The sequence below is a fragment of the Streptomyces sp. NPDC007205 genome (assembly GCF_040634095.1).
In the GTDB taxonomy this organism is placed as follows: domain Bacteria; phylum Actinomycetota; class Actinomycetes; order Streptomycetales; family Streptomycetaceae; genus Streptomyces.
The window spans coordinates 19,440-42,362 of record NZ_JBEYEW010000015.1; the positions used below are offsets into that span (position 1 = coordinate 19,440).

At 72.6% G+C, this 22,923-nt stretch carries 25 protein-coding genes and 2 pseudogenes; 16 read left to right on the plus strand and 11 right to left on the minus strand.

The genetic code is table 11. The features are described from left to right. Positions 1-24: 24 nt before the first annotated feature. Positions 25-222, minus strand: a pseudogene (locus tag ABZ624_RS24085) (serine/threonine protein kinase); the annotation flags it as partial. Positions 223-618: 396 nt separating this feature from the next. Here ABZ624_RS24085 and dhaK point away from each other — a divergent pair. The 3 genes from dhaK (at position 619) to ABZ624_RS24100 (ending at position 2,693) form a co-directional block, all read left to right on the plus strand. Continuing rightward, the gene (dhaK, locus tag ABZ624_RS24090; RefSeq protein ID WP_360092505.1) at positions 619-1,611 is read left to right on the plus strand and encodes a dihydroxyacetone kinase subunit DhaK; all 993 of its coding nucleotides are present in this window, start codon (positions 619-621) and stop codon (positions 1,609-1,611) included. Between the two features lie 66 nt (positions 1,612-1,677). Then, positions 1,678-2,277: a dihydroxyacetone kinase subunit DhaL gene (gene dhaL, locus ABZ624_RS24095; RefSeq protein WP_360092508.1), complete on the plus strand. Its 600-nt coding sequence runs from the start codon at positions 1,678-1,680 to the stop codon at positions 2,275-2,277. Between the two features lie 2 nt (positions 2,278-2,279). Further along, on the plus strand, positions 2,280-2,693 hold the full coding sequence (locus ABZ624_RS24100) for a PTS fructose transporter subunit IIA (RefSeq protein WP_360092511.1): 414 nt from the start codon (positions 2,280-2,282) through the stop codon (positions 2,691-2,693). A 22-nt stretch (positions 2,694-2,715) separates the two neighbouring features. On the opposite strand, the gene ABZ624_RS24105 is transcribed toward ABZ624_RS24100, so the two are convergent. Then, the gene (locus ABZ624_RS24105) at positions 2,716-3,417 is read right to left on the minus strand and encodes a glycoside hydrolase family 75 protein (protein ID WP_360092514.1); all 702 of its coding nucleotides are present in this window, start codon (positions 3,415-3,417) and stop codon (positions 2,716-2,718) included. Positions 3,418-3,832: 415 nt separating this feature from the next. Between ABZ624_RS24105 and ABZ624_RS24110 the strand changes: the two genes are divergently transcribed. Together ABZ624_RS24110 and ABZ624_RS24115 are read left to right on the plus strand one after the other, a co-directional pair. Next, positions 3,833-4,810, plus strand: coding sequence for a fibronectin type III domain-containing protein (locus ABZ624_RS24110; protein ID WP_360092517.1), 978 nt, complete (start codon positions 3,833-3,835; stop codon positions 4,808-4,810). Between the two features lie 200 nt (positions 4,811-5,010). Then, on the plus strand, positions 5,011-5,550 hold the full coding sequence (locus ABZ624_RS24115) for a hypothetical protein (RefSeq protein WP_360092520.1): 540 nt from the start codon (positions 5,011-5,013) through the stop codon (positions 5,548-5,550). 7 nt (positions 5,551-5,557) lie between these two features. Here the strand turns inward: ABZ624_RS24115 and ABZ624_RS24120 are convergent, their stop codons facing one another. Then, entirely contained in the window at positions 5,558-6,103 is a 546-nt protein-coding gene (locus ABZ624_RS24120; protein ID WP_360092523.1) for a PadR family transcriptional regulator, read from the minus strand. A 31-nt stretch (positions 6,104-6,134) separates the two neighbouring features. After that, a complete protein-coding gene (locus tag ABZ624_RS24125) occupies positions 6,135-8,150 on the minus strand; it encodes an NADPH-dependent 2,4-dienoyl-CoA reductase (protein ID WP_360092526.1) in 2,016 nt (671 codons plus the stop codon). Positions 8,151-8,313: 163 nt separating this feature from the next. On the opposite strand from ABZ624_RS24125, the gene ABZ624_RS24130 reads away from it, so the two are divergent. Next, entirely contained in the window at positions 8,314-8,727 is a 414-nt protein-coding gene (locus tag ABZ624_RS24130; protein WP_360092529.1) for a tautomerase family protein, read from the plus strand. A gap of 12 nt (positions 8,728-8,739) precedes the next feature. On the opposite strand, the gene ABZ624_RS24135 is transcribed toward ABZ624_RS24130, so the two are convergent. Both ABZ624_RS24135 and ABZ624_RS24140 read right to left on the minus strand, forming a co-directional pair. Beyond that, positions 8,740-9,111 (minus strand): hypothetical protein, encoded by a 372-nt coding sequence (locus ABZ624_RS24135; RefSeq protein ID WP_360092532.1) that lies wholly within the window; start codon positions 9,109-9,111, stop codon positions 8,740-8,742. Between the two features lie 105 nt (positions 9,112-9,216). Then, entirely contained in the window at positions 9,217-10,089 is an 873-nt protein-coding gene (locus ABZ624_RS24140; RefSeq protein ID WP_360092535.1) for a hypothetical protein, read from the minus strand. Between the two features lie 327 nt (positions 10,090-10,416). Here ABZ624_RS24140 and ABZ624_RS24145 point away from each other — a divergent pair, with 327 nt between their 5' ends. Further along, complete coding sequence (locus tag ABZ624_RS24145) at positions 10,417-12,495, plus strand: SpoIIE family protein phosphatase (RefSeq protein WP_360092538.1); 2,079 nt, start codon at positions 10,417-10,419, stop codon at positions 12,493-12,495. Between the two features lie 3 nt (positions 12,496-12,498). On the opposite strand, the gene ABZ624_RS24150 is transcribed toward ABZ624_RS24145, so the two are convergent. Continuing rightward, a complete protein-coding gene (locus ABZ624_RS24150) occupies positions 12,499-13,197 on the minus strand; it encodes a putative protein N(5)-glutamine methyltransferase (protein ID WP_360092541.1) in 699 nt (232 codons plus the stop codon). A gap of 43 nt (positions 13,198-13,240) precedes the next feature. Here ABZ624_RS24150 and ABZ624_RS24155 point away from each other — a divergent pair, with 43 nt between their 5' ends. Next, complete coding sequence (locus ABZ624_RS24155) at positions 13,241-13,471, plus strand: hypothetical protein (RefSeq protein ID WP_360092544.1); 231 nt, start codon at positions 13,241-13,243, stop codon at positions 13,469-13,471. A gap of 239 nt (positions 13,472-13,710) precedes the next feature. Here the strand turns inward: ABZ624_RS24155 and ABZ624_RS24160 are convergent, their stop codons facing one another. Next, positions 13,711-14,808: a hypothetical protein gene (locus tag ABZ624_RS24160; protein ID WP_360092547.1), complete on the minus strand. Its 1,098-nt coding sequence runs from the start codon at positions 14,806-14,808 to the stop codon at positions 13,711-13,713. Between the two features lie 124 nt (positions 14,809-14,932). Here ABZ624_RS24160 and ABZ624_RS24165 point away from each other — a divergent pair, with 124 nt between their 5' ends. After that, positions 14,933-15,331: a MarR family winged helix-turn-helix transcriptional regulator gene (locus tag ABZ624_RS24165; RefSeq protein WP_360092940.1), complete on the plus strand. Its 399-nt coding sequence runs from the start codon at positions 14,933-14,935 to the stop codon at positions 15,329-15,331. Between the two features lie 57 nt (positions 15,332-15,388). On the opposite strand, the pseudogene ABZ624_RS24170 reads toward ABZ624_RS24165, so the two are convergent. Next, positions 15,389-15,547: pseudogene (locus ABZ624_RS24170) on the minus strand (GNAT family N-acetyltransferase); the annotation flags it as partial. Between the two features lie 142 nt (positions 15,548-15,689). On the opposite strand from ABZ624_RS24170, the gene ABZ624_RS24175 reads away from it, so the two are divergent. The 6 genes from ABZ624_RS24175 to ABZ624_RS24200 all read left to right on the plus strand — a co-directional run bounded on the left by ABZ624_RS24175 (position 15,690) and on the right by ABZ624_RS24200 (position 21,145). Next, a complete protein-coding gene (locus ABZ624_RS24175; protein ID WP_360092549.1) occupies positions 15,690-16,295 on the plus strand; it encodes a sulfite oxidase-like oxidoreductase in 606 nt (201 codons plus the stop codon). A 103-nt stretch (positions 16,296-16,398) separates the two neighbouring features. Further along, complete coding sequence (locus ABZ624_RS24180; protein WP_360092943.1) at positions 16,399-17,118, plus strand: ferredoxin reductase; 720 nt, start codon at positions 16,399-16,401, stop codon at positions 17,116-17,118. A 216-nt stretch (positions 17,119-17,334) separates the two neighbouring features. After that, positions 17,335-17,919 (plus strand): DUF3592 domain-containing protein, encoded by a 585-nt coding sequence (locus tag ABZ624_RS24185; RefSeq protein WP_360092552.1) that lies wholly within the window; start codon positions 17,335-17,337, stop codon positions 17,917-17,919. 107 nt (positions 17,920-18,026) lie between these two features. After that, a complete protein-coding gene (locus tag ABZ624_RS24190) occupies positions 18,027-18,995 on the plus strand; it encodes an acetylxylan esterase (RefSeq protein WP_360092555.1) in 969 nt (322 codons plus the stop codon). A 109-nt stretch (positions 18,996-19,104) separates the two neighbouring features. After that, the gene (locus tag ABZ624_RS24195; RefSeq protein ID WP_360092558.1) at positions 19,105-20,271 is read left to right on the plus strand and encodes a serine hydrolase domain-containing protein; all 1,167 of its coding nucleotides are present in this window, start codon (positions 19,105-19,107) and stop codon (positions 20,269-20,271) included. Positions 20,272-20,401: 130 nt separating this feature from the next. Continuing rightward, complete coding sequence (locus tag ABZ624_RS24200; RefSeq protein ID WP_360092561.1) at positions 20,402-21,145, plus strand: GntR family transcriptional regulator; 744 nt, start codon at positions 20,402-20,404, stop codon at positions 21,143-21,145. Here the strand turns inward: ABZ624_RS24200 and ABZ624_RS24205 are convergent. Beyond that, a complete protein-coding gene (locus ABZ624_RS24205; protein ID WP_360092564.1) occupies positions 21,115-21,867 on the minus strand; it encodes a class I SAM-dependent methyltransferase in 753 nt (250 codons plus the stop codon). The genes ABZ624_RS24200 and ABZ624_RS24205 overlap by 31 nt on opposite strands. Continuing rightward, positions 21,836-22,435: a PadR family transcriptional regulator gene (locus ABZ624_RS24210; RefSeq protein WP_360092567.1), complete on the minus strand. Its 600-nt coding sequence runs from the start codon at positions 22,433-22,435 to the stop codon at positions 21,836-21,838. The genes ABZ624_RS24205 and ABZ624_RS24210 overlap by 32 nt, the downstream gene beginning before the upstream one ends. A 72-nt stretch (positions 22,436-22,507) precedes the next feature. On the opposite strand from ABZ624_RS24210, the gene ABZ624_RS24215 reads away from it, so the two are divergent. After that, positions 22,508-22,912, plus strand: coding sequence for a nuclear transport factor 2 family protein (locus tag ABZ624_RS24215; RefSeq protein WP_360092570.1), 405 nt, complete (start codon positions 22,508-22,510; stop codon positions 22,910-22,912). The last annotated feature ends 11 nt before the right edge of the window (positions 22,913-22,923 follow it).

Sequence of the window (22,923 nt, forward strand, 5' to 3'; positions counted from 1 at the left end):
TGGCGTTCCGGGCCGTGGTCCACTGACGATGCAGGGCCGCCCGTCGTCCTCGACGACGTCGTGGACCACGACCACGGACGTCGTGGACCACGACCACGTTGGGATGGACGACCCGGGCCGCGCTACGCGCCTGGCGGCGGGTCCGTTCGTACAGCGTGGCGACCTCGGCGTCGGACAGGTGCGAGCGAGCACCTCGTCCTCGGCCCGCCACACCGTGCCCATGCCTCCGCGGTCGATGCGCTCGACCAGCCGCGGCGGGCACCCGGAGACAGGCCGAGCCGTCACTCAGCACGCCTCTCCGGTCACCGCGCCGAGCGACCGATTCACCCTCCGCCCTTCTCATTGATCACCCTCATAAGGTGAAGCCGTTTTCGCACCACGTGACCTTTCCCGGCCGCAAGGTCGATACTGCCGATATCAGCGTGTGAACCGAGCCGCGAACGACGACGACAGGCACCTGACGCCCCGTCACCAAAGTCGGCATCGAGTCAGCATCAGTACCGCCGGAGCCCGACCGGAGCCGCCGCCGACCGCCACGATCGATAACTGACCGTAGCCCTCGTGACCTGGGGAAATGCAGGTCAAGGGCCCACCTGCTAGTCTCACCAGGAGGCACCCATGAAGATGTTGATCAACGTGCCGGAGACCGTCGTGGCGGACGCGCTGCGCGGGATGGCGGCCGCGTATCCGGACCTGACCGTGGACGTGGAGAACCGGGTGATCGTCCGCCGGGACGCCCCGGTGGCCGGGCAGGTCGCGCTGGTGTCCGGCGGCGGGTCGGGGCACGAGCCGCTGCACGGCGGGTTCGTCGGGCCGGGCATGCTCTCCGCCGCCTGTCCCGGAGAGGTGTTCACCTCGCCGGTGCCGGACCAGATGGCGCGCGCCGCAGCCGCCGTGGACAGCGGCGCCGGGGTGCTGTTCGTCGTGAAGAACTACACCGGTGACGTGCTGAACTTCGACATGGCGGCCGAACTCGCCGAGGACGAGGGTATCCAGGTCGCCAAGGTGCTCGTCAACGACGACGTGGCCGTGACCGACAGCCTGTACACCGCCGGCCGGCGCGGCACCGGTGCGACCCTGTTCGTGGAGAAGATCGCGGGCGCCGCCGCGGCCGAGGGGCAGCCGCTGGAACGCGTGCAGGCCATCGGCCGCCAGGTGAACGAGAACGCGCGCAGTTTCGGTGTGGCGCTCAGCGCCTGTACGACCCCGGCGAAGGGCAGCCCCACCTTCGAACTGCCGGACGGCGAGCTGGAGTTGGGCATCGGCATCCACGGTGAGCCGGGCCGGGAGCGGCGGCCGATGATGACCTCCGGGGAGATCGCCGACTTCGCGGTGAACGCGATCCTGGAGGACATGCCCCCGCGCAACCCCGTGCTGGTGCTGGTCAACGGCATGGGCGCCACCCCGCTGCTGGAGCTCTTCGGCTTCAACGCCGAGGTGCAGCGTGTGCTGCGCGAGCGCGGCGTCGCCGTGGCCCGCACGCTCGTCGGCAACTACGTCACGTCCCTCGACATGGCGGGCGCGTCGGTGACGCTCTGTCAGGCCGACGAGGAACTGCTGCGGCTGTGGGACGCGCCGGTGAAGACCCCGGCCCTGCGCTGGGGGATGTGATACGGCGAACGAGGCGACCAACACCCGCACCACGCCGGTGATCATCCCTATACGCAAGGAGACCCAGTGCTCGACGCCGACTTCTTCCGCCGTTGGATGGCGGCGACCGCCGCGTCCGTCGAACGCGAGGCGGAGCGGCTCACCGCCCTCGACTCGGCCATCGGGGACGCCGATCACGGCAGCAATCTGCAGCGCGGCTTCAGGGCCGTGCGGACCGCCCTGGAGAAGGAGGCGCCGGACACCCCGGGTGGCGTACTGACCCTCGCCGGGCGGCAGCTCATCTCGACGGTCGGCGGTGCGTCCGGGCCGCTGTACGGCACTCTGCTGCGCCGGACCGGCAAGGCGCTCGGCGATGCAGCCGAGGTCAGCCCCGAGCAGCTGGCCGAGGCCCTGCGCGCGGGTGTGGACGGGGTGATGGCGCTCGGCGGGGCGGCCCCCGGCGACAAGACCATGATCGACGCCCTGGCGCCGGCCGTGGACGCGTTCGGTGGCGGCTTCGCCGCCGCGCGGGCCGCCGCCGAGGAGGGCGCGGTGGCCACCACGCCGTTGCAGGCCCGCAAGGGCCGGGCGAGTTATCTCGGCGAGCGCAGCATCGGCCACCAGGATCCGGGCGCGACCTCGTCGGCGCTGCTGATCGCCGCACTGGAAGAAGCGGCGGAGGGCTGACGGTGAGTGACCAGAAGCTGGTCGGGATCGTGCTGGTCTCGCACAGCGCGGAGGTGGCCGCCTCGGTCGCCGAGCTGGCGAAGGGGCTGGCGGGCGGGGCCGCGGCGGTGCTGCCCGTGGCCCCGGCGGGCGGTACCGAGGGCGGCGGGCTCGGCACCAGCGCCGAGCTGATCTGCGCCGCGGCGGCGTCGGTCGACCGGGGCGCCGGGGTCGCGCTGCTCACCGATCTCGGCAGTGCCGTGCTCACCGTGAAGGCGCTGATCGCCGAGGGGGACGAACTGCCGGACGGCTCACGGCTGGTGGACGCGCCCTTCGTCGAGGGCGCGGTGGCCGCCGTGGTCACCGCCGCCACCGGCGCCGACCTGGACGCGGTCGAGGCTGCGGCGAAAGAGGCGTACGGCTACCGCAAGGTCTGACCGGGCCACGGGGGCGCGCTGGTCACCCGTCCGCGACGAGCAGTCGGGCCAGCCGCGCTCCCGCGGCCGCCGCCGCGGCGTCGTCCTCGATGGGGTCCACGCGCGAGTTCTTGAAGATGATGTAGGTGACCCCGGAGGGCGCCCCGCCGCCGCGCGGGTCGGCCCGGATGCCGAGGCGCCGGGCGGTGGCGTAGGAGGCCTCGCCGATGACGTCGCGTGGACCGGTGTCGCCGACCACGGCGTACTGCACCCGGTCCCGGTAGATGACGGCGACGACGGAGCCGCCGCGTACGCCGTCCTTGCCGGGGTTCCAGATGGGGCTCGGGGCCGGCACGACGATGTAGGGCAGCGTCTCGGCGTTCAGATGGCGGCCGTCGGACTGCTCGAAGGCCGTCGAGTCGGTGAACTGCGGGTCGGTACGGCCGTTGCAGCGGGCGGTGGACTGTCCGTCGCAGTCGATGTCCAGGTCGGCCTTCCAGTAGACCGCGTCCCTGGTGCCGCAGACGGGAACGTCCGCGGGGCTGTCGGTGTCGGTGCGGTACCGGCCCCGGGAGATCTGGTGGCACTCCCCCAGCCGGGCCAGCAGGTCGGTGGCGGCCACGGCGCCCCCGCCGCGAGCCATGGACCGTTCCCCGGGCGGGAGGGCGACCGCCGGGACGGGCAGCGCAGCCGGGGCGAGCAGGGTGGCGCCGGCGACGGCCAGCGTCAAGGACGGGACACGCACGATCAGGGGCCCTCTCGACGGGGACGGGCGGACATCCAGCACACTGTGGTGCGCGTACACGGCCCCGGCTGTCCGGGCCACTCCGAAGCGGCCGGATGGAGCACGCTTATGACACCCCGTGAGGGACAACTCCACCAACCGGCCCAATGCACGGGGACAACAGGGGCCGGGGATCCGGGCCGAAGCCGGTCCGGTTCCCCCGGCCACCCGCGTCGGCGCGGGTTCGGCGACGACAGCGTGTCCGCGCCACAGGCGTGAACTCCCCTGTCCTCGCGGGCAGTTCAGCCGTAGGTAGGCTCAGCATACGTAACGCCCCCGGCGGCCACCACCGCGGCCCTCTTGCCACCCCGCCCCCTCCGCGTCATATTGGTCCGGACCTTTACGTGATCCCGACGCCGCCCGGGGAGGCAGAGCCGTGCGACGCGTTCCCTGGCCGCTCGTCCCGGTCTGCGGGGTCCTGCTGCTGGTCGCGGCCTGTGGCTGGAACCGGGCCGCCGACGGCGACGAGGGCCGGGCGCCGGGCCCTCCGACCGGGGTCACCGCGCAGGCGGGCAGCGCCACGAGCGTGCACGTCATGTGGAACGCGGTGGTGGACGTGCCCGGCATCCGTTCCTACGAGGTCTATCGCGGCACCACAGAGGTGGAGGAAGTGCCGGGTTCGCAGCACATGGTGGACGTCACGAGGCTCAGGCCGTCCACCGGGTATGCCTTCACCGTGCGGGCCCGGGACACCGCGGGTCGGCTCGGTCCGCCGAGCCGTGTGGTGCGGGCGCGCACACCGGCCAGGGCGGCGGCGGACCGCTCGGCACCGACCCGGCCGTCGGGACCCGCCGGGCGGATCGTCGGCAGCCGCGCGGTCCAGCTGTCCTGGGGTGCCTCCCGGGACGACCGGGGCGTGGTGTCGTACGACGTTTACCAGGGCGGGACGAAGATCCACAGCGTCGGCGGGAGCCAGACCGCGACCGTGGTGACCGGACTGCGCCCCGGCACCGGCTATGTGTTCACGGTGCGGGCCCGCGACGCCGCCGACAACCTCTCCCCCGTGAGCGCCCCGGTCCGCCTCACCACCCCGGGCACCGACGACGGCCGGAACACCGCCCCCACCGGCTTCAGCGCGACGACCCACCGGTCCGGAGGGGCGTACTACCTCGATCTGTCCTGGGACCCGCCGCGCGTGGACGGGGTGGTCACCGAGTACCGGATCCAGCTCGACGGCGCCTCGGCCACCTCCCTGGTGTGGGGCGGCACTCCGCCGCGCGGGAGGGCGAGCTACAGCTTCTACGTCGGCCGGAGCGCGGGCGAGGAGCACCGGGTGCGGCTGCGGGCGCGGCTGCCGGACGGCACCTGGGGCGGCTGGTCGGCACAGCGGACGGTGACCACGGGGATCTCCTGACGCGGTGACGGACAGCCGGCCAAGGGCGCGGGGCCCCGTGCCGCCCTGCGCCAGACGTGGGAATCGGTCACCTGACCGGCTGCCTACCGGGTGCGGGCACCCAGGTGGCCGAGTTGGCTGCTGTCGAGGCAGCACGGACGTTTCCCGACCCCCGGCGGCGCATGGGACGTACCGCCAACCGTGCCGCCGGAGGCCAGCCCATGCACACCTCGCGACTCCTCGTCCGCTCCGGTCTGTTCCTGGCGGCCGCCGCGGCGCTCCCGACCGCTCTCGCCGGCCCGTCCGCCGCGGTCTCGGGCATCTCCGTCAGCACCACCGGGTCCACCGTCTCGGTGGTCACCAGCGCCTGCACCCAGATCAACGGCAGCTGGGGCACCGCGGCCCTGCTCGGCAGCCGGCAGGCCAACTTCGCCCAGGGCCGGCAGGTGGCGCTGTCGGGTACGACCATCAGCCAGTCCGCGGCCTGGTCGGGAGTGAGCCCGGGGACGTACACCGTGGTCGTGGTCTGCTCCAGCGGCAGCACGGCGGGCACCCAGTCGGTGATCGTCTCGGCACCCTCGGCGCCGACGATCTCGTCGACGTCCACGGCGAAGCCCTCCCGCGGTGTGATGGGCGGCGCGGGCGGCGCCACCCGGGACTACGGCTCGCTGACGCTGGGCGTCGGCGGGGCCCTGGTCGGCGCCGGAATGATCGCCACGGGCTGGTACCTGCGCCGGCGTGCGAAGCCGTACCGGCTCTGAGCGGGGCTCAGTCGGCGTCGGGCAGTTCGGCGAACTCCGCCAGGGCATGGGTGAGCCACTGGGTCCAGAAGGTCTCCAGGTCGATGCCGGCCCGCAGCACTAGGTGGCGCAGCCGGTCCTCGGGGGTGTCGCGGTCGGGTGGGAAGTCGCGCTCCTCGATCTCCCGGTACTCGGCCAACTGCCCCCGGTGCAGCTCCAGATGGCGGCGAAGATCCGCCTCCAGACCGGCCGTGCCGACCACCGCCGCGGCCCGCAGCCGCAGCAGGAGTACGTCCCGCTGGGGCCTCGGGTCCTGGGCGGCGGCGGTCCAGCGGGCCAGTTCGGCGCGGCCCGCGGGCAGGACGTCGTACCTCTTCTTCTGCCCGCGGGCCGGCTGCTCGGCCGGCAGTGTGCGGATGAGCCCTTCGGCCTCCAGCTTGCCCAGCTCGCGATAGATCTGCTGGTGCGTCGCGGACCAGAAGTAGCCGATCGACCTGTCGAACCGGCGGGTCAGATCCAGTCCCGACGACGGTTTTTCCAGCAGGGCGGTGAGGATCGCGTGCGGGAGTGACATGGGCTCATCCTAGGGACGTGCCTCGGGCGCCCTACAGCGCCGCCGCCAGCTCGGTGCCCTGCTTGATGGCCCGCTTGGCGTCCAGCTCGGCCGCGACGTCCGCGCCGCCGATCAGGTGGACGCTGCGCCCGGCGGCGGCCAGTTCCTCGTACAGGTCGCGGCGCGGGTCCTGGCCGGTACACAGGACGACCGTGTCGACCTCCAGGACCGTGCTCTCCTCACCGACGGTGATGTGCAGGCCCGCGTCGTCGATCCGGTCGTAGCGCACGCCCGGGACCATGGTCACGCCGCGGTGCTTGAGCTCGGTGCGGTGGATCCAGCCGGTGGTCTTGCCGAGGCCGGCGCCGACCTTGGTGGTCTTGCGCTGGAGCAGATGGACCTGGCGGGGCGGCGCCGGCCGCTGGGGGGCGGCGAGGCCGCCCGGCGCCTGGTACTCCATGTCGACGCCCCAGTTCCGGAAGTAGGCCTCCGGATCCTCGCTCGCCTTGTCGCCGCCGTCGGTGAGGTACTCGGCGACGTCGAAGCCGATGCCGCCCGCCCCGAGGACGGCGACCCGGTCGCCGACGGGGGCGCCGCCCGTGAGCACGTCGAGGTAGCCGACGACGCGGGGGTGGTCGACGCCGGGGATGTCCGGGGTGCGCGGACTGACGCCGGTGGCGACGACGACCTCGTCGTAACCGGCCACGGTCTCGGCGGTGACCCAGGTGTCGAGACGTACGTCGACCCCGTGGGCGTCGAGCTGGTGGCGGAAGTAGCGCAGCGTCTCGTCGAACTCCTGCTTGCCGGGAACCTTGCGGGCGACGTTGAGCTGGCCGCCGACCTCGCTCGCGGCGTCGAAGAGCGTGACCTCGTGGCCGCGTTCGGCGGCGCTCACCGCACAGGCGAGTCCGGCCGGTCCCGCGCCGACGACGGCGACCCGCTTCTTCAGCCGGGTCGGGGCGAGCACCAGCTCGGTCTCATGGCAGGCGCGCGGGTTGACCAGGCAGGAGGTGATCTTGCCGCTGAAGGTGTGGTCGAGGCAGGCCTGGTTGCAGCCGATGCAGGTGTTGATCGCCTCCGGTGTCCCGGCGGCGGCCTTGGCGACGAAGTCGGGGTCGGCGAGCATCGGGCGCGCCATGGACACCATGTCCGCGTAGCCCCCGGCCAGCAGCTCCTCCGCGACGTCGGGGGTGTTGATGCGGTTGGTGGTCACCAGGGGCACGGACACCTCGCCCATGAGCTTCTTGGTGACCCAGGTGTAGGCACCGCGCGGCACGGAGGTGGCGATGGTCGGGATGCGGGCCTCGTGCCAGCCGATGCCGGTGTTGATGATCGTCGCCCCGGCGGCCTCGACCGCCTTGCCGAGGGTGATCACCTCGTCCAGGGAGGAACCGCCGGGGACCAGGTCGAGCATGGAGAGGCGGTAGATGACGATGAAGTCCTCGCCGACGGCCTCGCGCACCCGCTTCACGATCTCGACCGGGAAGCGCATCCGGTTCTCGTAGGAGCCGCCCCAGCGGTCGGTGCGCTGGTTGGTCTGCGCGGCGATGAACTCGTTGATGAGGTAGCCCTCGGAGCCCATGATCTCCACGCCGTCGTAGCCGGCCTGCCGGGCGAGGCGGGCGGCACGGGCATAGTCGTCGATGGTGCGCTCGACGTCGGCGTCGGTCATCTCACGCGGCACGAACGGGCTGATCGGCGCCTGCAGCGGGCTCGGCGCGACGAGTTCCTGGTGGTAGGCGTACCGGCCGAAGTGCAGGATCTGCAGCGCGATCCGGCCGCCCTCGCGGTGCACGGCCTCGGTGACGGCCTTGTGCTGCTCGGCCTCCGCGTCGGTGGTGAGCTTGGCGCCGCCCTCGTACGGCCGGCCCTCCTCGTTGGGCGCGATGCCGCCGGTGACGATGAGGCCGACGCCGCCGCGTGCGCGGGCCGCGTAGAACGCCGCCATCCGCTCGAAGCCGCGCTCGGCCTCCTCCAGGCCGACGTGCATGGAGCCCATGAGCACGCGGTTGGGCAGTGTGGTGAAGCCCAGGTCGAGCGGGGTCATCAGGTGCGGGTAACGGCTCATCGGGGCCCTCCGTGCGCGGTGTCGTCGCCTCTTGTTGTAGAGGACACCCGACGTTTATGCAACTAGTTGCACAACCGGGGGGCGTGACACCAGCCACTCTGTACCTACTAGTATGTACACGCACCCCGAAGAGACCCGCGCCCGCTTCGAAAGGACCCTCGCCATGCCCTTCGTCCGGATAGACGCACTCGGCACCGGCACCGCCCGCCTCGACGCGCTCGGCCAGGCCGTCCACGACGCTCTGGTGGAGACGCTCGGCGTCCCGCCCGACGACCGCTTCCAGGTGCTGACCGGCCACGACGGCGTCACCAGCACGCTGCGGTACGACGACCACCTGGGCATACCCAAGGACGGCTCGGTGGTGTTCGTGGCGATCACCATGCGCTCGGGGCGGCCCCCCGAGCTGAAGCGCGCGCTGTACCGGAGGATCGCCGAGCTGGTGCACGAGCGCACCGGAACCGAGCCACGCAACGTCGTCGTCACCGTTACCGAGAACACATGCGTCGACTGGTCCTTCGGCGACGGGGAGGCGCAGTACGCCCCGGCCGGCGCGGAGCCGGACGGGGCGCTGCGGTAGCGAGAAGGAGCGTCAGCGGCTCTGCAGCCGCAGATGCAGATCCCGCTCCTGGTCGCCGGAGGCCGTGCAGGTCTCCTCGACGGTGAACATCGACTCCAGGATGTGCCGGAACCGGTCCACGGCCCAGTAGCCGCCCTGGACGTCCGCCTGGACGTCCGCGCCGAGGCGGACCGGCTCGCAGCCCTGGCCACGCGCGTCCGCGACGTCGTACGTGCCGAGCCACACCATCGGCCGGACCTCATGGAGCTGCTGAGGAACCTCGTCCGCGCCCCGGTCGGACGCGAAGCAGGAGCCCAGCGCGTCGAAGACGAGGCGGGCGTCCTCCTTGTCACCGCTGATCTCCACCATGACGGTTTCCGGATGCGACCGCTCCGTGTGTGCCATTGATCGCTCCTTTCGTGGCCGCGCTGCGGTGGAACGGGGTACCCCGCCGAACCGCGTCCACCCTCAGGAAAGCACCACCGGCCGCCCGGCACACCCCAGGCGGGCTCAGCCGCGGGAGAACTTGTACGTCTTGCTGTCGGTCAGGACGCAGAAGCCGGGCGACATGACGATCACGCGCAGGATGCCGGTGCGGCGGTCGTAGTCGATGCCCTCCGTCTCGAAGGTGCCCGAGCAGGAACTGCGCAGCGGCAGCTGGCGCAGCGCGGTGACCCGGCCGGTGACGTCCGCGGAGCCGCTCGGCGGGGCCGACAGGTCGATCTGGAGCAGCGGTTTGGTGAGGCCGAAGAGGCTGCCGTCCGGGTCGTCGGAGGAGCACAGCAGGGTGGTGGGGGCGGAGAAGTCGCAGCCCTGGACGTCGCGGACGGCGTGGTCCAGGTGGACCGTCGAGGCCTGCGGGAGGTTCGCGGAGGGCGAGGTGGCCGGGTTGACGCCGGGGGTCGGGAAGACCAGCAGGCGGTTCATCGTGCCCCACTCGCCCGAGAGCATCCACTGGCCGTCGGGCGAGATGGCGTCCCAGGAGTTGTTGAGGGCCTCGCCGGGGCTCAGCGTGTGGACGTACTCCGACCAGGTGCCGTCGGGCGCCTGCACGCGGTACATCTTCGAGTTGCCGGAGTCCTGCTGATAGGGCTCGATGTAGTAGCCATTGTACGAGGCGTCGGGGTCGCCGACGTGGTTCCAGCCGCGGCTGGAGACGCCGAGCGGAATGGTGCCGATACCGGTGTACCGGTTGGGGCTGTTCGCCGGGACCTCGACGGAGGCGAGCCCCTGGCTCTCGTCCAGCGGACGGGCGCGGTCGGAGCCGGTCTCCGTCCAGGTGTCCGCGGCTGCGGCGGAACCGGGCACGGCGAGGGACACGACGGCGAAGGTGACGAGTCCGGCGAGGACTGCGTGACAACGTTGCCGGGCGGACGCGGGCATGGCCGACTCCTCGAAGGGTGTGGGGGTGCGAGGCGGGTGTGCGGAGACACTCGGACGGCGGACAGTCTGGCGTGGCGCGGTGGTCATGTACAGGCCAATGGAGCAACATGAGCGTGAACTCTCCCGGCCCGCGGCACCGGCGTGCACGATGTCCGGGAGAGCGGTCGCGCCCCGGCGTGGCGGCTTCGTCGGACGTGCACCGCTGGGGTGAGAGATGGTGGAGGTAACCGGCGAAGGCGTCGGGGAGTCGGGTGTGAGCGCGGTGGAAGCAGGGGAGTCGGCACGGGGGACGACGTGCCGTGCCAACGGGCGAAGGCGGTGCATGGCATGAGTGCAGCCGATGCTCCGGTGACGGAGGGCGGCGAGCCGGTACGGGGGCCCTTGCGGCCCGGCGGTCTGCTCGACGTACTGGGCGTGGCCTCGGTGGTGCTGGACACCACCGGGCGGATCGTGCTGTGGAGCCCCCAGGCGGAGGAGCTGTTCGGATACAGCGCCGGCGAGGCCCTCGGCCAGTACGCCGCCCGGCTCATGGTCCACGAACGGCACTTCGAGCTGGTCGGCAAGCTCTTCGCCGATGTGATGCGCACCGGCCAGAGCTGGGCCGGCGGCTTCCCGATCCGGCACAAGGACGGCAGCACCCGCCTGGTGGAGTTCCGCAACATGCGGCTGCTGGACGACCGCGGGGATGTGTACGCGCTCGGACTCGCCGCCGACCAGACGACCGTACGGCGGCTGGAGCAGGACGTGGCGCTGTCCGAGCGGATGGTGAAGCAGTCGCCGATCGGCTACGCCGTCCTGGACACCCAGCTGCGGTTCGTCTCGGTCAACCCGGCCCTGGAGAAGATCAACGGGGTGCCGGCCGCCGAGCACGTGGGCCGGACGCTGCGCGAAGTGCTCCCCATGCTGAACTCAGAGCCCGTGGAGACCGACGCCCGGCGGGTGCTGGAGACGGGTGTGCCCGTGATCGACAACACGCTGGTCGGCCGTACCCCCGCCGACCCGGACCAGGACCACACCTGGGCGCACTCGCTGTACCGGCTCGAGGACGCGATGGGCAACGTGCTCGGTGTCGCGGTCTCGGTGGTCGACATCACCGAGCAGCACCGGGCGTCGCTGGCGGCGGAGGCCGCCCGGCGCCGGCTGGCGGTCGTCGCCGACGCCTCCGCCCGGATCGGTACGACGCTGGAGCTGGACCGCACCGCCTGTGAGCTGGCCGACGTCGCCGTGCCGGAGCTGGCCGACGTGGCCGCCGTGGACCTGCTGGACGCGGTGGTGGAGGGCCGGCGCAGTACGCTCGGCCCGTCGGAGGCGGCGGTGATCAGGGCCCTCGCGGTGCGCCCGCAGGACGACTCGGACGCCGTACGGGCCGCAGACCCGCCCGGCCGGATCGCCCGGTACGCACCCGACCGCCTGGTCACCGAGTGCGTGCGCTCGGGCGAGGCGGTGCTGGTGCCGCTGGTGAAGGACGAGGACCTGCCGCTGATCGCCCGCTCCGCCGAGGCGGCCGAACTGCTGGGCCGGGCGGGACTGCACTCGTATCTCGCGGTGCCGCTGATTGCGCGGGGGGAGGTGCTCGGCGCCCTGGACCTCAAACGCACCAGCAATCCGGCGCCGTTCGACGAGGACGACGTGCTGCTCGCCCGGGAGCTGGCCGCCCGCGCGGCCGTGCAGATCGACAACGCGCGCTGGTACCAGAGCGCCCGCAACACCGCGCTCACCCTGCAGCGGAGCCTGCTGCCCGGCCATCCGCCGGTCATGACCGGTCTGGAGGTGGCCTCCCGCTACCAGCCCGCCGGAGCCACCAGCGAGGTCGGCGGCGACTGGTTCGACGTCATCCCGCTGGAGGGCGGCAAGACCGCGCTCGTGGTGGGCGATGTGATGGGCAGCGGGATCAGCGCGGCCGCGACCATGGGCCGGCTGCGCACGGCGACCACCACGCTGGCCGCCCTCGGCCTCGACCCGGCGCTGCTGCTGGAGCACCTGGACAAGACGACGTCGGCCCTGGACCACTCCATCGCGACGTGCGTGTACGCCGTGCACGATCCGCATCTGCGGCAGTGCCGGATCGCCAACGCCGGCCATCTGCCGCCGGCCCGGGTCCGTCCCGGCCGGCCGCCGGAACTGCTCGAGCTGCCGACGGGTGTGCCGCTGGGTGTGGGCGGGATCGAGTTCTCCACCGTCACCGTCGACTTCGAGCCCGGCGACGAGCTGGTGTTCTACACCGACGGGCTGGTGGAGACCCGCTGCCACTCCCTGGACGAACGCCTGGACTTCCTGCTGTCCCTGCTCGACGACCCCGCCCGCCCGCTGGAGGAGACCTGCGACCTCCTGCTGCAAACCCTGCACCACCCCGACAACCACGACGACGTCGCCCTGCTCATCGCCCGGGCGCAGGAACTGCCCTGACGGTTACGTCAGTACGCCGATCACCACATGCGCGGACAGCTCCTCCGACACCGCCAGACGGGTGGTCAGACCCGCGCCGGTGAGGGCCTGTACGGCTGCCGGCGCCTGTCGTTCGCTCGTCTCGGTCAGCAGGCAGCCTCCCGGCGCGAGCCACTCGGGCGCCCCGGCGGCCACCCGGCGCAGCACGTCCAGGCCGTCCGCACCGCCGTCCAGGGCGACGCGCGGCTCATGGTCGCGGGCCTCGGCCGGCAGCAGGCACAGTTCGGCGGTGGGGACATAGGGCACGTTGGCAGTGAGGATGCCGACGCGGCCGCGCAGCGCGGCGGGCAGGGCGCCGTAGAGGTCACCGGTGTGGGTCCGGCCGCCGAATGCGGCGAGGTTGCGGCGGGCACACCGTACGGCGGCGGGGTCGATGTCGGCGGCATGCACCTCGGCACCGTCCAGGGCGGCGGCGAGGGCGGCGCCGAGCGCGCCCGAACCGCAGCACAGGTCCACGACCACGCGCGCGTACGGCGCCTGGGCCAGCGCCTGGTCGACCAGGAACTCGGTACGGCGGCGGGGGACGAACACCCCCGGTTCCAGGGTGATGCGCAGTCCGCGGAACTCGGCCCAGCCGAGGACCTGTTCCAGCGGGAATCCGGCGACGCGCCGGTCCACCATCGAGGACAGTTCGTCCGCGGTGCCGGCGGCGGCGAGGATCAACTCCGCCTCGTCCTCGGCGAAGACGCACCCGGCGGCCCGCAGCGTGGAGACGACGGCGGTGAGAGAGCGGGGAGATGATGAAGGTGCCGAAGGCGACGTAGACGACGAAGACGACGAAGACGAGGAGAGTGAGGAAAGAGAGGAAAGCGAGGAGGATGACATGGAGGCGACGGGCCTTTCGGGAGCGCGAGATCTTCGGGGCGCTCCCGCGGTCACCGCTGCCGGTGCACCGCGTCGTCCTGAGGAGAGAGCACCCCGGCTGACACAGCGGTGATGGGTCCCACCTCCTCGCGATCGGGGCCGCGACCGTCCGCGACCGGACGGCCACCATACCCCAACGGGCGCACCCCGGTTCGGGCGGGAAAAGGCCTGGCACGGTGGAGTTGGCGGCCCGGTTCCGGGCCTGACCCTCACCCTGGCCCGGTACGAGCGGCCCGTCCGGGCCGGCCCGCTGCGCCTGGTGGCCCGTACGCCGTCGCCGGGCGGTGTGCTCCCCGTCGTGGCCGGCCGGGGTCAGACGCCGACCGTCTCCTCGACCTCTTCCTCGGCGGCCTCCTCCTCGGCGGCCCGCTCCGTCTCGCGCTCGGTGGGCGCCAGGGCCGGTGTGGCCGCTGCCTCCGTTGCGGTGCCGGGGTGGCCGGCCGCGTGCCGGGCCTTGCGGGGCCGCTCGTACAGGGCGGCGATCCCGGTCACGACCAGGCCCGCCACCAGCCAGACCACGAGGGTCCAGACGTTGCGCGAGAGACCGTCGTCGCCGAAGTACAGCAGGCTGCGGACGCCCTCGACGAAGCCGGCGCCGTTCCAGAAGGCGTGCAGGGTGCCGAAGAAGCCGTTCTGCAGCTCCGGGCGGAACAACCCGCCGGAGCTGGTGAAGTTGAGCATCACGAACAGCACCATCATGGTGAGCGTGGTCCACCGCTTCAGGAAGGTGTGCAGGCCGACGCCGATGAAGAGGATGCCGGCCGAGTACAGCCAGGCCATGCCCCAGACACCGGCGAGGTCGTGGTGCGCGAGATGGAACACCGGTCCGGCGAGCAGCGCGCCGATGCCGCTGACGACGGCGGAGACACCGAGCGCGAGCAGTGCCCGCACCCGCATCGACAGGCCCGCGCCCGCGGCACCGAGGGCGGCGACCGAGGCGTAGGAGCCGATGCTGAGGGCGATCAGCAGGAAGAACAGACCCTGGCCTGTGGGGTCGTCGGCGACCGGTTCGGCCACGTCGGTGACCTTCAGCGGCACGCCCTCCTTCGCGGCGACCGGGGTGAAGACCTTCTCCACGGCCGTCGCGCCCATGTCGGAGGCGGCGCTCGCCACCAGCAGCTCGGGGGCCTTGGAGCTCGGCACATAGGCGCCGGTCACCTCGCGGGACTTCAGCAGGCCGACGGCGTCGGCGCGGGTGGCGACCGTGCGGACGTCGAGCTTGTCCCCGGCGGTGTCCTTGACCGTCTGGGCGAAGACCTTGGCCTGCGGGGCAGTGCCGACGACGGCGACGGGCAGGTGGTGCGGCTCGGGGGTGACGAAGGCCCCCATGTATGCGAGCCCCATGCCTATGCACATCAGCAGCGGGGTGATCAGGTGCGTCAGCACATGGCGCAGTGCCGGTGACCTCATCGCGGGCGACCTCCAAAGGTTGGCTTATACAACTTTGTGTTCAGTTGTACTATACAACTAGAACGCCGGAGGAGGTATTCCCGTGAACGCAGCGGAGTCGGCCGTCGAGGCGATCCAGCGCGAGATGACCATCTTCGCCCGCCGGGCGCGCGCCTCGGCGGGCCGTATGCACCCCGAGTTGTCACTGGTGTCGTACACCCTGCTCAGCCATCTGGAGGAGCAGGCGGGCTGCCGTGCGACCGACCTGGCGGCGCACTACGCGCTGGACAAGTCCACCGTCAGCCGGCAGGTGGCCGCGCTGGAGCGGGCCGGGCTGATCGAGCGCCGCCCGGATCCGGAGGACGCCCGGGTCCAGGTGCTGCATCTGACGCAGGCCGGCCGCGAGATCCTCGCCCAGGTCACCCGCAGCCGCCGCGCCGCGTTCCGCGAGCGGCTCGCCGACTGGCCGGAGGAGGACCTGGTGCGCTTCGCGGCCTACCTGGAGCAGTACAACGCGGGTCCGCGCGAGACCGGGTCCGACTGAGCCTTTCCCTGTCCGGAGTCGCTCTTGCCACCCGTACCGCTGCCCGCTCGGCCGCCGCGGGGCGCGGGCCGCGAGGAACGCCGTACGGCGCCGCAGCCGGAAACCCGGGGACTCGTACAGCCGGATCGCGCCCGTGTCGCCGGCGCTCGTGTGCGGCAACGGCGTCCCGCCGCGCTCCCGTATGCCATGCGCGACCGCGAGGATCAGCCGGGTGGCGTCGGCGGTGACGCTCACGCGGCCACCCCGATCGGAGAAGCGTCGCGGAGCCGTTCCCTGGCCGGGAACAGTTCGTACGGGCGCAATGACCCGGGGCGTGACCAGGGGCGGAGAACCCGGAACGACAGCGTACGGTTGACGGATGAACGTCACGCGAGGCTTCACGGGCCGCCCGCGCGTCCACAACCCGGGGCTGCCGCCCGGGCAGTACGACGCGGGTGAGGACTGGCCCGTCCTGTCCGCCGAGGTCACCCCCGACCTCGCGCCGGCCGACTGGTCCTTCCGCATCGACGGACTGGTCGAGCGGCCGTACACCTGGGACTGGGACGCCGCGCACGCGCTGCCGGCCTCGGCGTACGACGGCGACATCCACTGTGTGACCGGCTGGTCGAAGTTCGGCGTGCGGTTCGGCGGTGTCTCCCTGGACGCGTTCTTCAATGTGGTGCGGCCCCATGCGTCCGCCACCCATGTCCTCGCCCGCTCTCACACGGGGTACACCGCCAACCTGCCGCTCGCCGACGTCACCGGCGGGCGGGCCTGGATCGTCTGGGAGTACGGCGGCGAGCCGCTGCCGTCCGAGCACGGCGGCCCGGCGCGGCTGCTGGTGCCCCACCGCTATTTCTGGAAGAGCGCCAAGTGGATCGCGGGCCTCACGCTCCTCGACCACGACGAGCCCGGCTTCTGGGAGCGCAACGGCTACCACGCGCGCGGCAACCCCTGGGAGGAGCAGCGGTACTCCGGTGACTGACACGCAGACGACGAACCCGGGCATTCCGGCAACCGCCCCCGCCGAGACCTCCCCGGTCCCCTCCCCGGTCCCCGGCTCGGGCGTTGCCGCGCCGGGGTTCGCGGTGCCTGGGCGTATCGCTGTGAGCGAGCAGGCGGCGGCGGTGTGGCAGCCGGCCACGCTGGTGGAGATCCGGCGTGAGACGCCGCACGCGGCCACCTTCCGGCTGGCGGTGCCGGGCTGGGCGGGGCACCTGCCCGGCCAGCATCTGATGCTGCGGCTGACCGCGCCGGACGGCTATGTGGCGCAGCGTCACTACTCGATCGCCTCGGCGCCGGACGGCTCCGGGCACATCGAACTGACCCTGGACCGTGTGCCGGACGGCGAGGTCTCCGGCTGGTTCCACACCGTCGCCCGCCCCGGGGACACGGTCGAGGTGCGCGGGCCGCTGAGCGGGTTCTTCGCCTGGCCGGGCGACCGGCCCGCGCTGCTGATCGGCGCCGGCTCCGGGATCGTCCCGCTGATGTCGATGGTGCGGCACCACCGGCGGCGCGGCCTCACCGTGCCGCTGCGCATGCTGGTGTCCGCGCGCAGCCCCGAGGAACTGATCTACGCCTCGGAGCTGGGCGCGGAGACGACGCCCGTGTTCACCCGCAGCGCTCCGAAGGGTGTGCCCGTGGGACGTATGGCGGCCGCACATGTGGCCCCGCTCCTGGTCGAGCAGCCTCCCGGTGGGTGGGAGGCCTATGTGTGCGGATCCAACGGGTTCGCCGAACACGCGTCCCGGCTGCTGGTCGCGGCAGGTCAGCCGGTGGACCGCATCCGCATCGAGCGCTTCGGCTGATCCCGGGGCGCGCACCGCGCCCGGTCACGCGATCGTGGGGCGCATGGCGCGTTCCGTGCTTCAGACGGACTCGAACTCGCGGTTCGCAGCGTGAGCGAGGTGCTCCGTACGGGGTACGAGACGGATGTGGACGCTCGTGTGCGGGAGCGGCGGGGGTGATGGGCCCCGGGGAGCGGCCTGTCGGCTCTCCGGCTCCGACGGTGCGAGGAGGTGGACATGCGTACCCGGGTGCGTGGCTGGCGCTGGCGGCCCAATCCGCTGCGGCGCCGCTCGGATCTCGTGGAGGCGTGGACGGTGCTGGTCGTCGCCGTCCTGCTGTTCGTCGTCGCGCCCCTGGCCGGCGTGGCCGCGGGTCTGCGCGCGCATGACGAGGCCGGGACCCTCGCGGCTGCCCAGCGGGCCGAGCGTCACCAGGTGCGCGCACTGGTGATCGGCGCCCCGCCCGAGCGGGTGTCCGCCGTGCAGAGCGACCGCGAACACCCGTACCGCGCCGAGGTCCGCTGGACCGAGCCGGGCAAGGGGACCCGGACGGCGTGGGCCCGGGTGCCGGCGGGGACCCGGACCGGCGACACGGTCCCCGTGTGGTTCGACACCCGGGGCCGCACTGTCGCACCGCCGACCGGCGACGCGGCTGTCTGGCAGCACGCGGTGACCGTCGGCGTGTGTGCGGCGGGCGGTGCCGCGGCCGTCGTCCTCCTCGGACACGCCGTCGAGCGCCGGATCGCGCTGCGTCACCGGCTGGCGGAGTGGGAACGGGAGTGGGCGCGCACCGGACCGAGGTGGACCCAGCCACGGGCATGACGAGCGGGCCGGCCGGCCACCGACCGGGAACAGACGCTTACTGGTCAGCCCCGTGACCACCCACGTACGGTGAGCTGACGCTGTTCCCTTCACAAAGGCGGTCGGTGATGGCCCTGTTCGACCTTCCCCTCGATGAACTGCGCACGCATCACAGCGAGTCCACCGAGCCCGAGGACTTCGACGCCTTCTGGGAGAAGACCCTCGAGGAGGCACGCGAGCACGAGCTGAACGCCCGCTTCGAGCCGGTGGACACCGGGCTGTCGACGGTCCAGGTGTACGACGTGACGTTCGCCGGGTTCGGCGGGCATCCGGTCAAGGGCTGGCTGCGGCTGCCGGCCGGCACGAGTGAACCCCTGCCGCTGGTCGTGGAGTTCATCGGCTACGGCGGCGGGCGCGGGCTGCCGCACGAGAACCTGTTGTGGGCGTCGACGGGCCGGGCGCACTTCGTGATGGACACCCGCGGCCAGGGCAGCGCCTGGGGCGCCGGGGGCGGCACGGCGGATCCGGTGGGTGCCGCGCCGGCGTACCCCGGGTTCATGACGCGGGGCATAGACGCGCCTGAGAACTACTACTACCGCCGGGTGTACACGGACGCCGTGCGCGCCGTCGAGGCGGCCCGCTCGCACCCGCTGACCGACGCGGCGCGCACGGTGGTGCTCGGGGCGAGCCAGGGCGGCGGCATCTCGCTGGCCGTCGGCGGACTGGTCCCCGACCTGGTCGCGGTGGCGCCGGACGTGCCGTTCCTGTGCGACTTCCCGCGCGCGACGGTGCTGACGGACCGTCATCCGTACCGCGAGATCGGCCTGTTCCTCAAGACGCACCGCGGCCGCTCCGCGGAGGTGCAGCGCACGCTGTCCTACTTCGACGCGGTGCACTTCGCGGCCCGGGGCCGGGCGCCGGCGCTGTTCTCGGCGGCGCTGGAGGACCAGACCTGCCCGCCGTCGACGGTGTTCGCCGCGTTCAACGCCTGGGCGCACGAGGACAAAGCCATCGAGGTCTACGACTTCAACGACCATGAGGGCGGCGGCCCCTTCCACGAGGTCGAGAAGGTGCGCTGGCTGAGGTCCTACGCCTGAGGCCGCGGGCGGGCAGCGGGACACTTCCCTCCAGTCCGACCAGTCGGTACGTTCGGGGAGTCCGGGTCGCGGCGTCGCGGCCCGGGTTCCCGGCGACGACGGAGGCCCCATGTCCGTGCACGAGGCTCAGGTCCACGGCCACTGCGACGCGCGTTTCGCGGCGGTGCGGGAGGCGTTCGAGGAGAACTTCCGGGAGCGGGGTGAGCTGGGCGCCGCCGTGGCGGTGACCGTGGAGGGCGCCACGGTGGTGGATCTGTGGGGCGGCTGGGCGGACGCGGCCGGCACCCGCCCGTGGGAGCGGGACACGCTGGTCAACGTGTGGTCGACCACGAAGGGCCCGGTGGCGCTGTGCGCGCATCTGCTCGCCGACCGGGGGCTGCTCGACCTCGACGCGCCCGTGGCCGCGTACTGGCCGGAGTTCGCGGCGGCGGGCAAGGAGAAGGTGCTCGTGCGCCATCTGCTGTCGCACCGCGCCGGGCTGTGCGGGCTGCGGGAACCGCATTCTCTGGCGGAGCTGTACGACTGGGAGCTGACGACCGCCCGGCTGGCGGCGACCGAGCCGTGGTGGGAGCCGGGCACCCGGTCCGGGTATCACGCGCTGACGTACGGCTTCCTGGTCGGCGAGGTGGTCCGGCGGGTCTCCGGGGTGCGGCCGGGGGCCTTCCTGGAGCGGGAGGTGACCGGGCCGCTCGGGATCGACTTCACGGTGGGGCTGCCCGCGAAGGAGGCGGGACGGGCGGCCGAGCTGGTCCACTCGCCGGTCGCGGCCGGCAGTGAACAGGTGGCGGCCTTCAGCCAGTTGCCGCCGCACGCGCTCGCGGCCCTGACGAATCCCGTGGTCGGCGCGGCGCAGGCGAACACCCCCGAGTGGCGGGCGGCGGAGATCCCCGCGGCGAACGGGCACGGCACGGCACGCGCCGTCGCGGCCCTGTACGGCGTCTTCGCCGGGCGCGGCCCCCACCGCGGGCGGCGCCTGCTGTCGCGCCAGGCGGCGGAGCGGGTGCGCGAGGGCCAGGGCAGCTGCCGCGATCTGGTGCTGGGCGCGGGCTTCGCGGGCGAGACCGAGATCGGGCTCGGTCTGTGGCTGAGCGGCCCGCAGGGGTCGTACGGCCCCAACCCGCGGGCTTTCGGTCATGACGGGTTCGGCGGTTCGTGCGGGCTCGCCGATCCGGAGGCGGGTGTGTCGCTGGGGTACGTGATGAACCGGATGGGGCCGCGCATCGCCCATGACCCGCGGAAGACGGCGTTGGTCGACGCCCTGTACAGCGCCCTGTGACCACGGCATCGCGCGGGTGGGTTTCGGCCGAACCGGCAGGCCGCTCTTCCCTTGTGGTTTAGACCAATGCTAATTGTGGTCGCGCAACGAGCCCGCACGACTACGTCTTGTCACATCAGGAGGGCGCGGCATGGCCCGCACCACCCCACACGAACCCACCCAGAACGACGACCGGCCCCTGTACGGGCGCATCGCGGCGCTGCTGCTCGACGAACTGCGCGACGGCACCATTCCGCCGGGGGAACGGCTGCCGGGCGAACGGCACTTGGCCGCGCACTTCCAGGTCAGCCGGGAAACGGTCCGGCAGGCGCTGGAGGTGCTGCGGCGCAGCGGTCTGGTCGCCACCGACCGGCGGGGCAGTCATGCCGCGCTGCCCGCTCGGCCGGTCCAGGCACAGGGCACACCGGCCTTCCCGCTGGGATCCCGCTCGGCGGACCCGTGCGCGGTCGACCGGGCCACGGTGACATGGGAGACTCCGCCGCCGGAGCACGCGCGGGCGCTGGGCCTGGCCCCGCACCGGCCGACGCTGGTGCACCGCTACCGGTCGGCCACGCCGGACGGCCGGTCGCTGCGGACCGCGGTGACGTCGTTCTCGGCGGTGGCGCTGGCGGAGGTCGCGGAGCTGGCCCGCTACCGGGACCGGGCCGACGGCGCCACGCCCGCGCATCTGCGGCGGGCCTACGACTGGATGCGCAAGGCCGGTCTGTCCCTGCACCACCGCGACTCCATCACCCAGATGGACGGCGCCGCATCGGTGCGGGTGACCCGGCGCGTGCACGACCAGTACGCCCGGCCGCTGGAGATCACCGATCTGGTGGTGAACGCCGAACGGGACACCCTGGTCTACGAGTTCACACTGCCCGCGGCGGGCTGAGTCCGCCGGGCCTCGACCAGCCGGGCCCGCGGGCTGCCGTCGCCGCGCCGCCCGAACTCGGGCAGGGCGTGCAGCTCGACGGTGAATCCGGCCCGCGCCAGCTCCCCGAGCATGTCGCCGAGCCGGAAGGCCCGGTAGTACATGACGAAGGGCGGTCGCCACAGCACGTTGCGCACCCGCATCACCGCGTCGAAGCCGAGCAGCACCCAGTAGCCGGGCTGCGCCGGACGGGGCGGGGCGAGCACCGGGAAGGCGAACCGGCCGCCGGGCCGCAGCACGGAGTGGACCTGGGCGAACAGCCCGGGCAGCTCGCGCGGCAGGAAGTGACCGAACGCCCCGAAGGAGACCACGAGATCGAAGGCGGCCCTCAGCGGCAGGGCGCGGGCGTCGCCGCGCACCCAGGCGACCTCGGGCCCGCCGGCGGGCCGCACCCGGTGCCGGGCGACGTCGAGCATGCCCGCGCTGAAGTCGACCCCGGTGACGCTGCGACGGCACAGCCCGGTCAGTACCTCGACGCCGGCACCCGTGCCGCAGCACAGGTCGAGTCCGTCCTCGAACGGCCCGAGCGGGGCCAGCGCCTTCGCCACGGACTCCAGCACCTGGTCGGGGGTCCGGAAGGGGGTGTGGTCGAACTTGGGGGCGAGCAGGTCGTAGCCGTGCTCGACGGACGACAGCGCCTGCACGGCCAGTTCACGCAGACGGGGACCTTCGGGACCGAACATCTCCCCAGCCTAGGGCCACCCGCTCGGCCAGGACCGCGAGGGCCCGCTCGCACCAGCGCAGGTTCTCCTCCTCGAAGGCGATCCCGGCCATGAGGGTGAGGTAGGGGCCGACGCGGTCGGCCTCGCGGAGGTACGCGTCCTCGGTTCGGCCGTCGAGCAGGCGGGCCTGCACCCGCCGGTAGCGGTCAAGCTTTCCGCGCGCCCAGCCCCTGCGCTCCTCGATCAGCGCGCGGGTGACCTCGGGGTCGCCGCCGTCCATCGCCTGGATCTTGATGAGGAGTTCGTCGCGGATGGCGGTGGGCCGCCTGGGCGGCTCGGCGGCGAACGCGCCCAGCTCCGCCCGGCCGGCCTCGGTGAGCGTGAACATCCGCTTGTTCGGCCGCCGTTCCTGCTGCACCGTCCGGGCCTGGACCAGCCCGTCCTGCGCCAGGCGCTCCAGCTCCCGGTAGAGCTGCTGCGGGGTGGCGGGCCAGAAGTTCGCGAGCGAGACGTCGAACGCCTTCGACAGCTCGTAGCCCGAGGCCTCGCCCTCCAGCAGGGCTGCCAGGACGGCGTACTTGAGCGACATATGGACAGGCTAGCAGCCGTTGACTAATCTCATCCACACCTATTCAACAAATTGACTATGCGAGGTGATCCGATGCGCGCGTTCCGCGAGGCCGTGGAGGCCGGGGACATGGATGCCGTCGAGGCGCTGCTGGCCGAGGACGTCGTCTTCACCAGCCCGGTCGTCTTCAAGCCGTACCCGGGCAAGGCGATCACCGCGGCGATCCTGCGCGCGGTCTCCCAGGTGTTCCAGGACTTCCGGTACGTCCGCGAGATCGGCGACCCGGCCGCCCCCGACCACGCGCTGGTCTTCACGGCCCGGGTCGGCGACCGGGAGCTGACCGGCTGCGACTTCCTGCACGTGAACGAGGAAGGCCTGATCGACGACTTCATGGTCATGGTCCGCCCGCTGTCCGGCGCCCACGCCCTCGCCGAGGCCATGGGCGCGCGGTTCGACCGGATCGCCCAGGAGGCGGAGGGCCGGTCGGCACAGGCCTGACCAGTCACGAC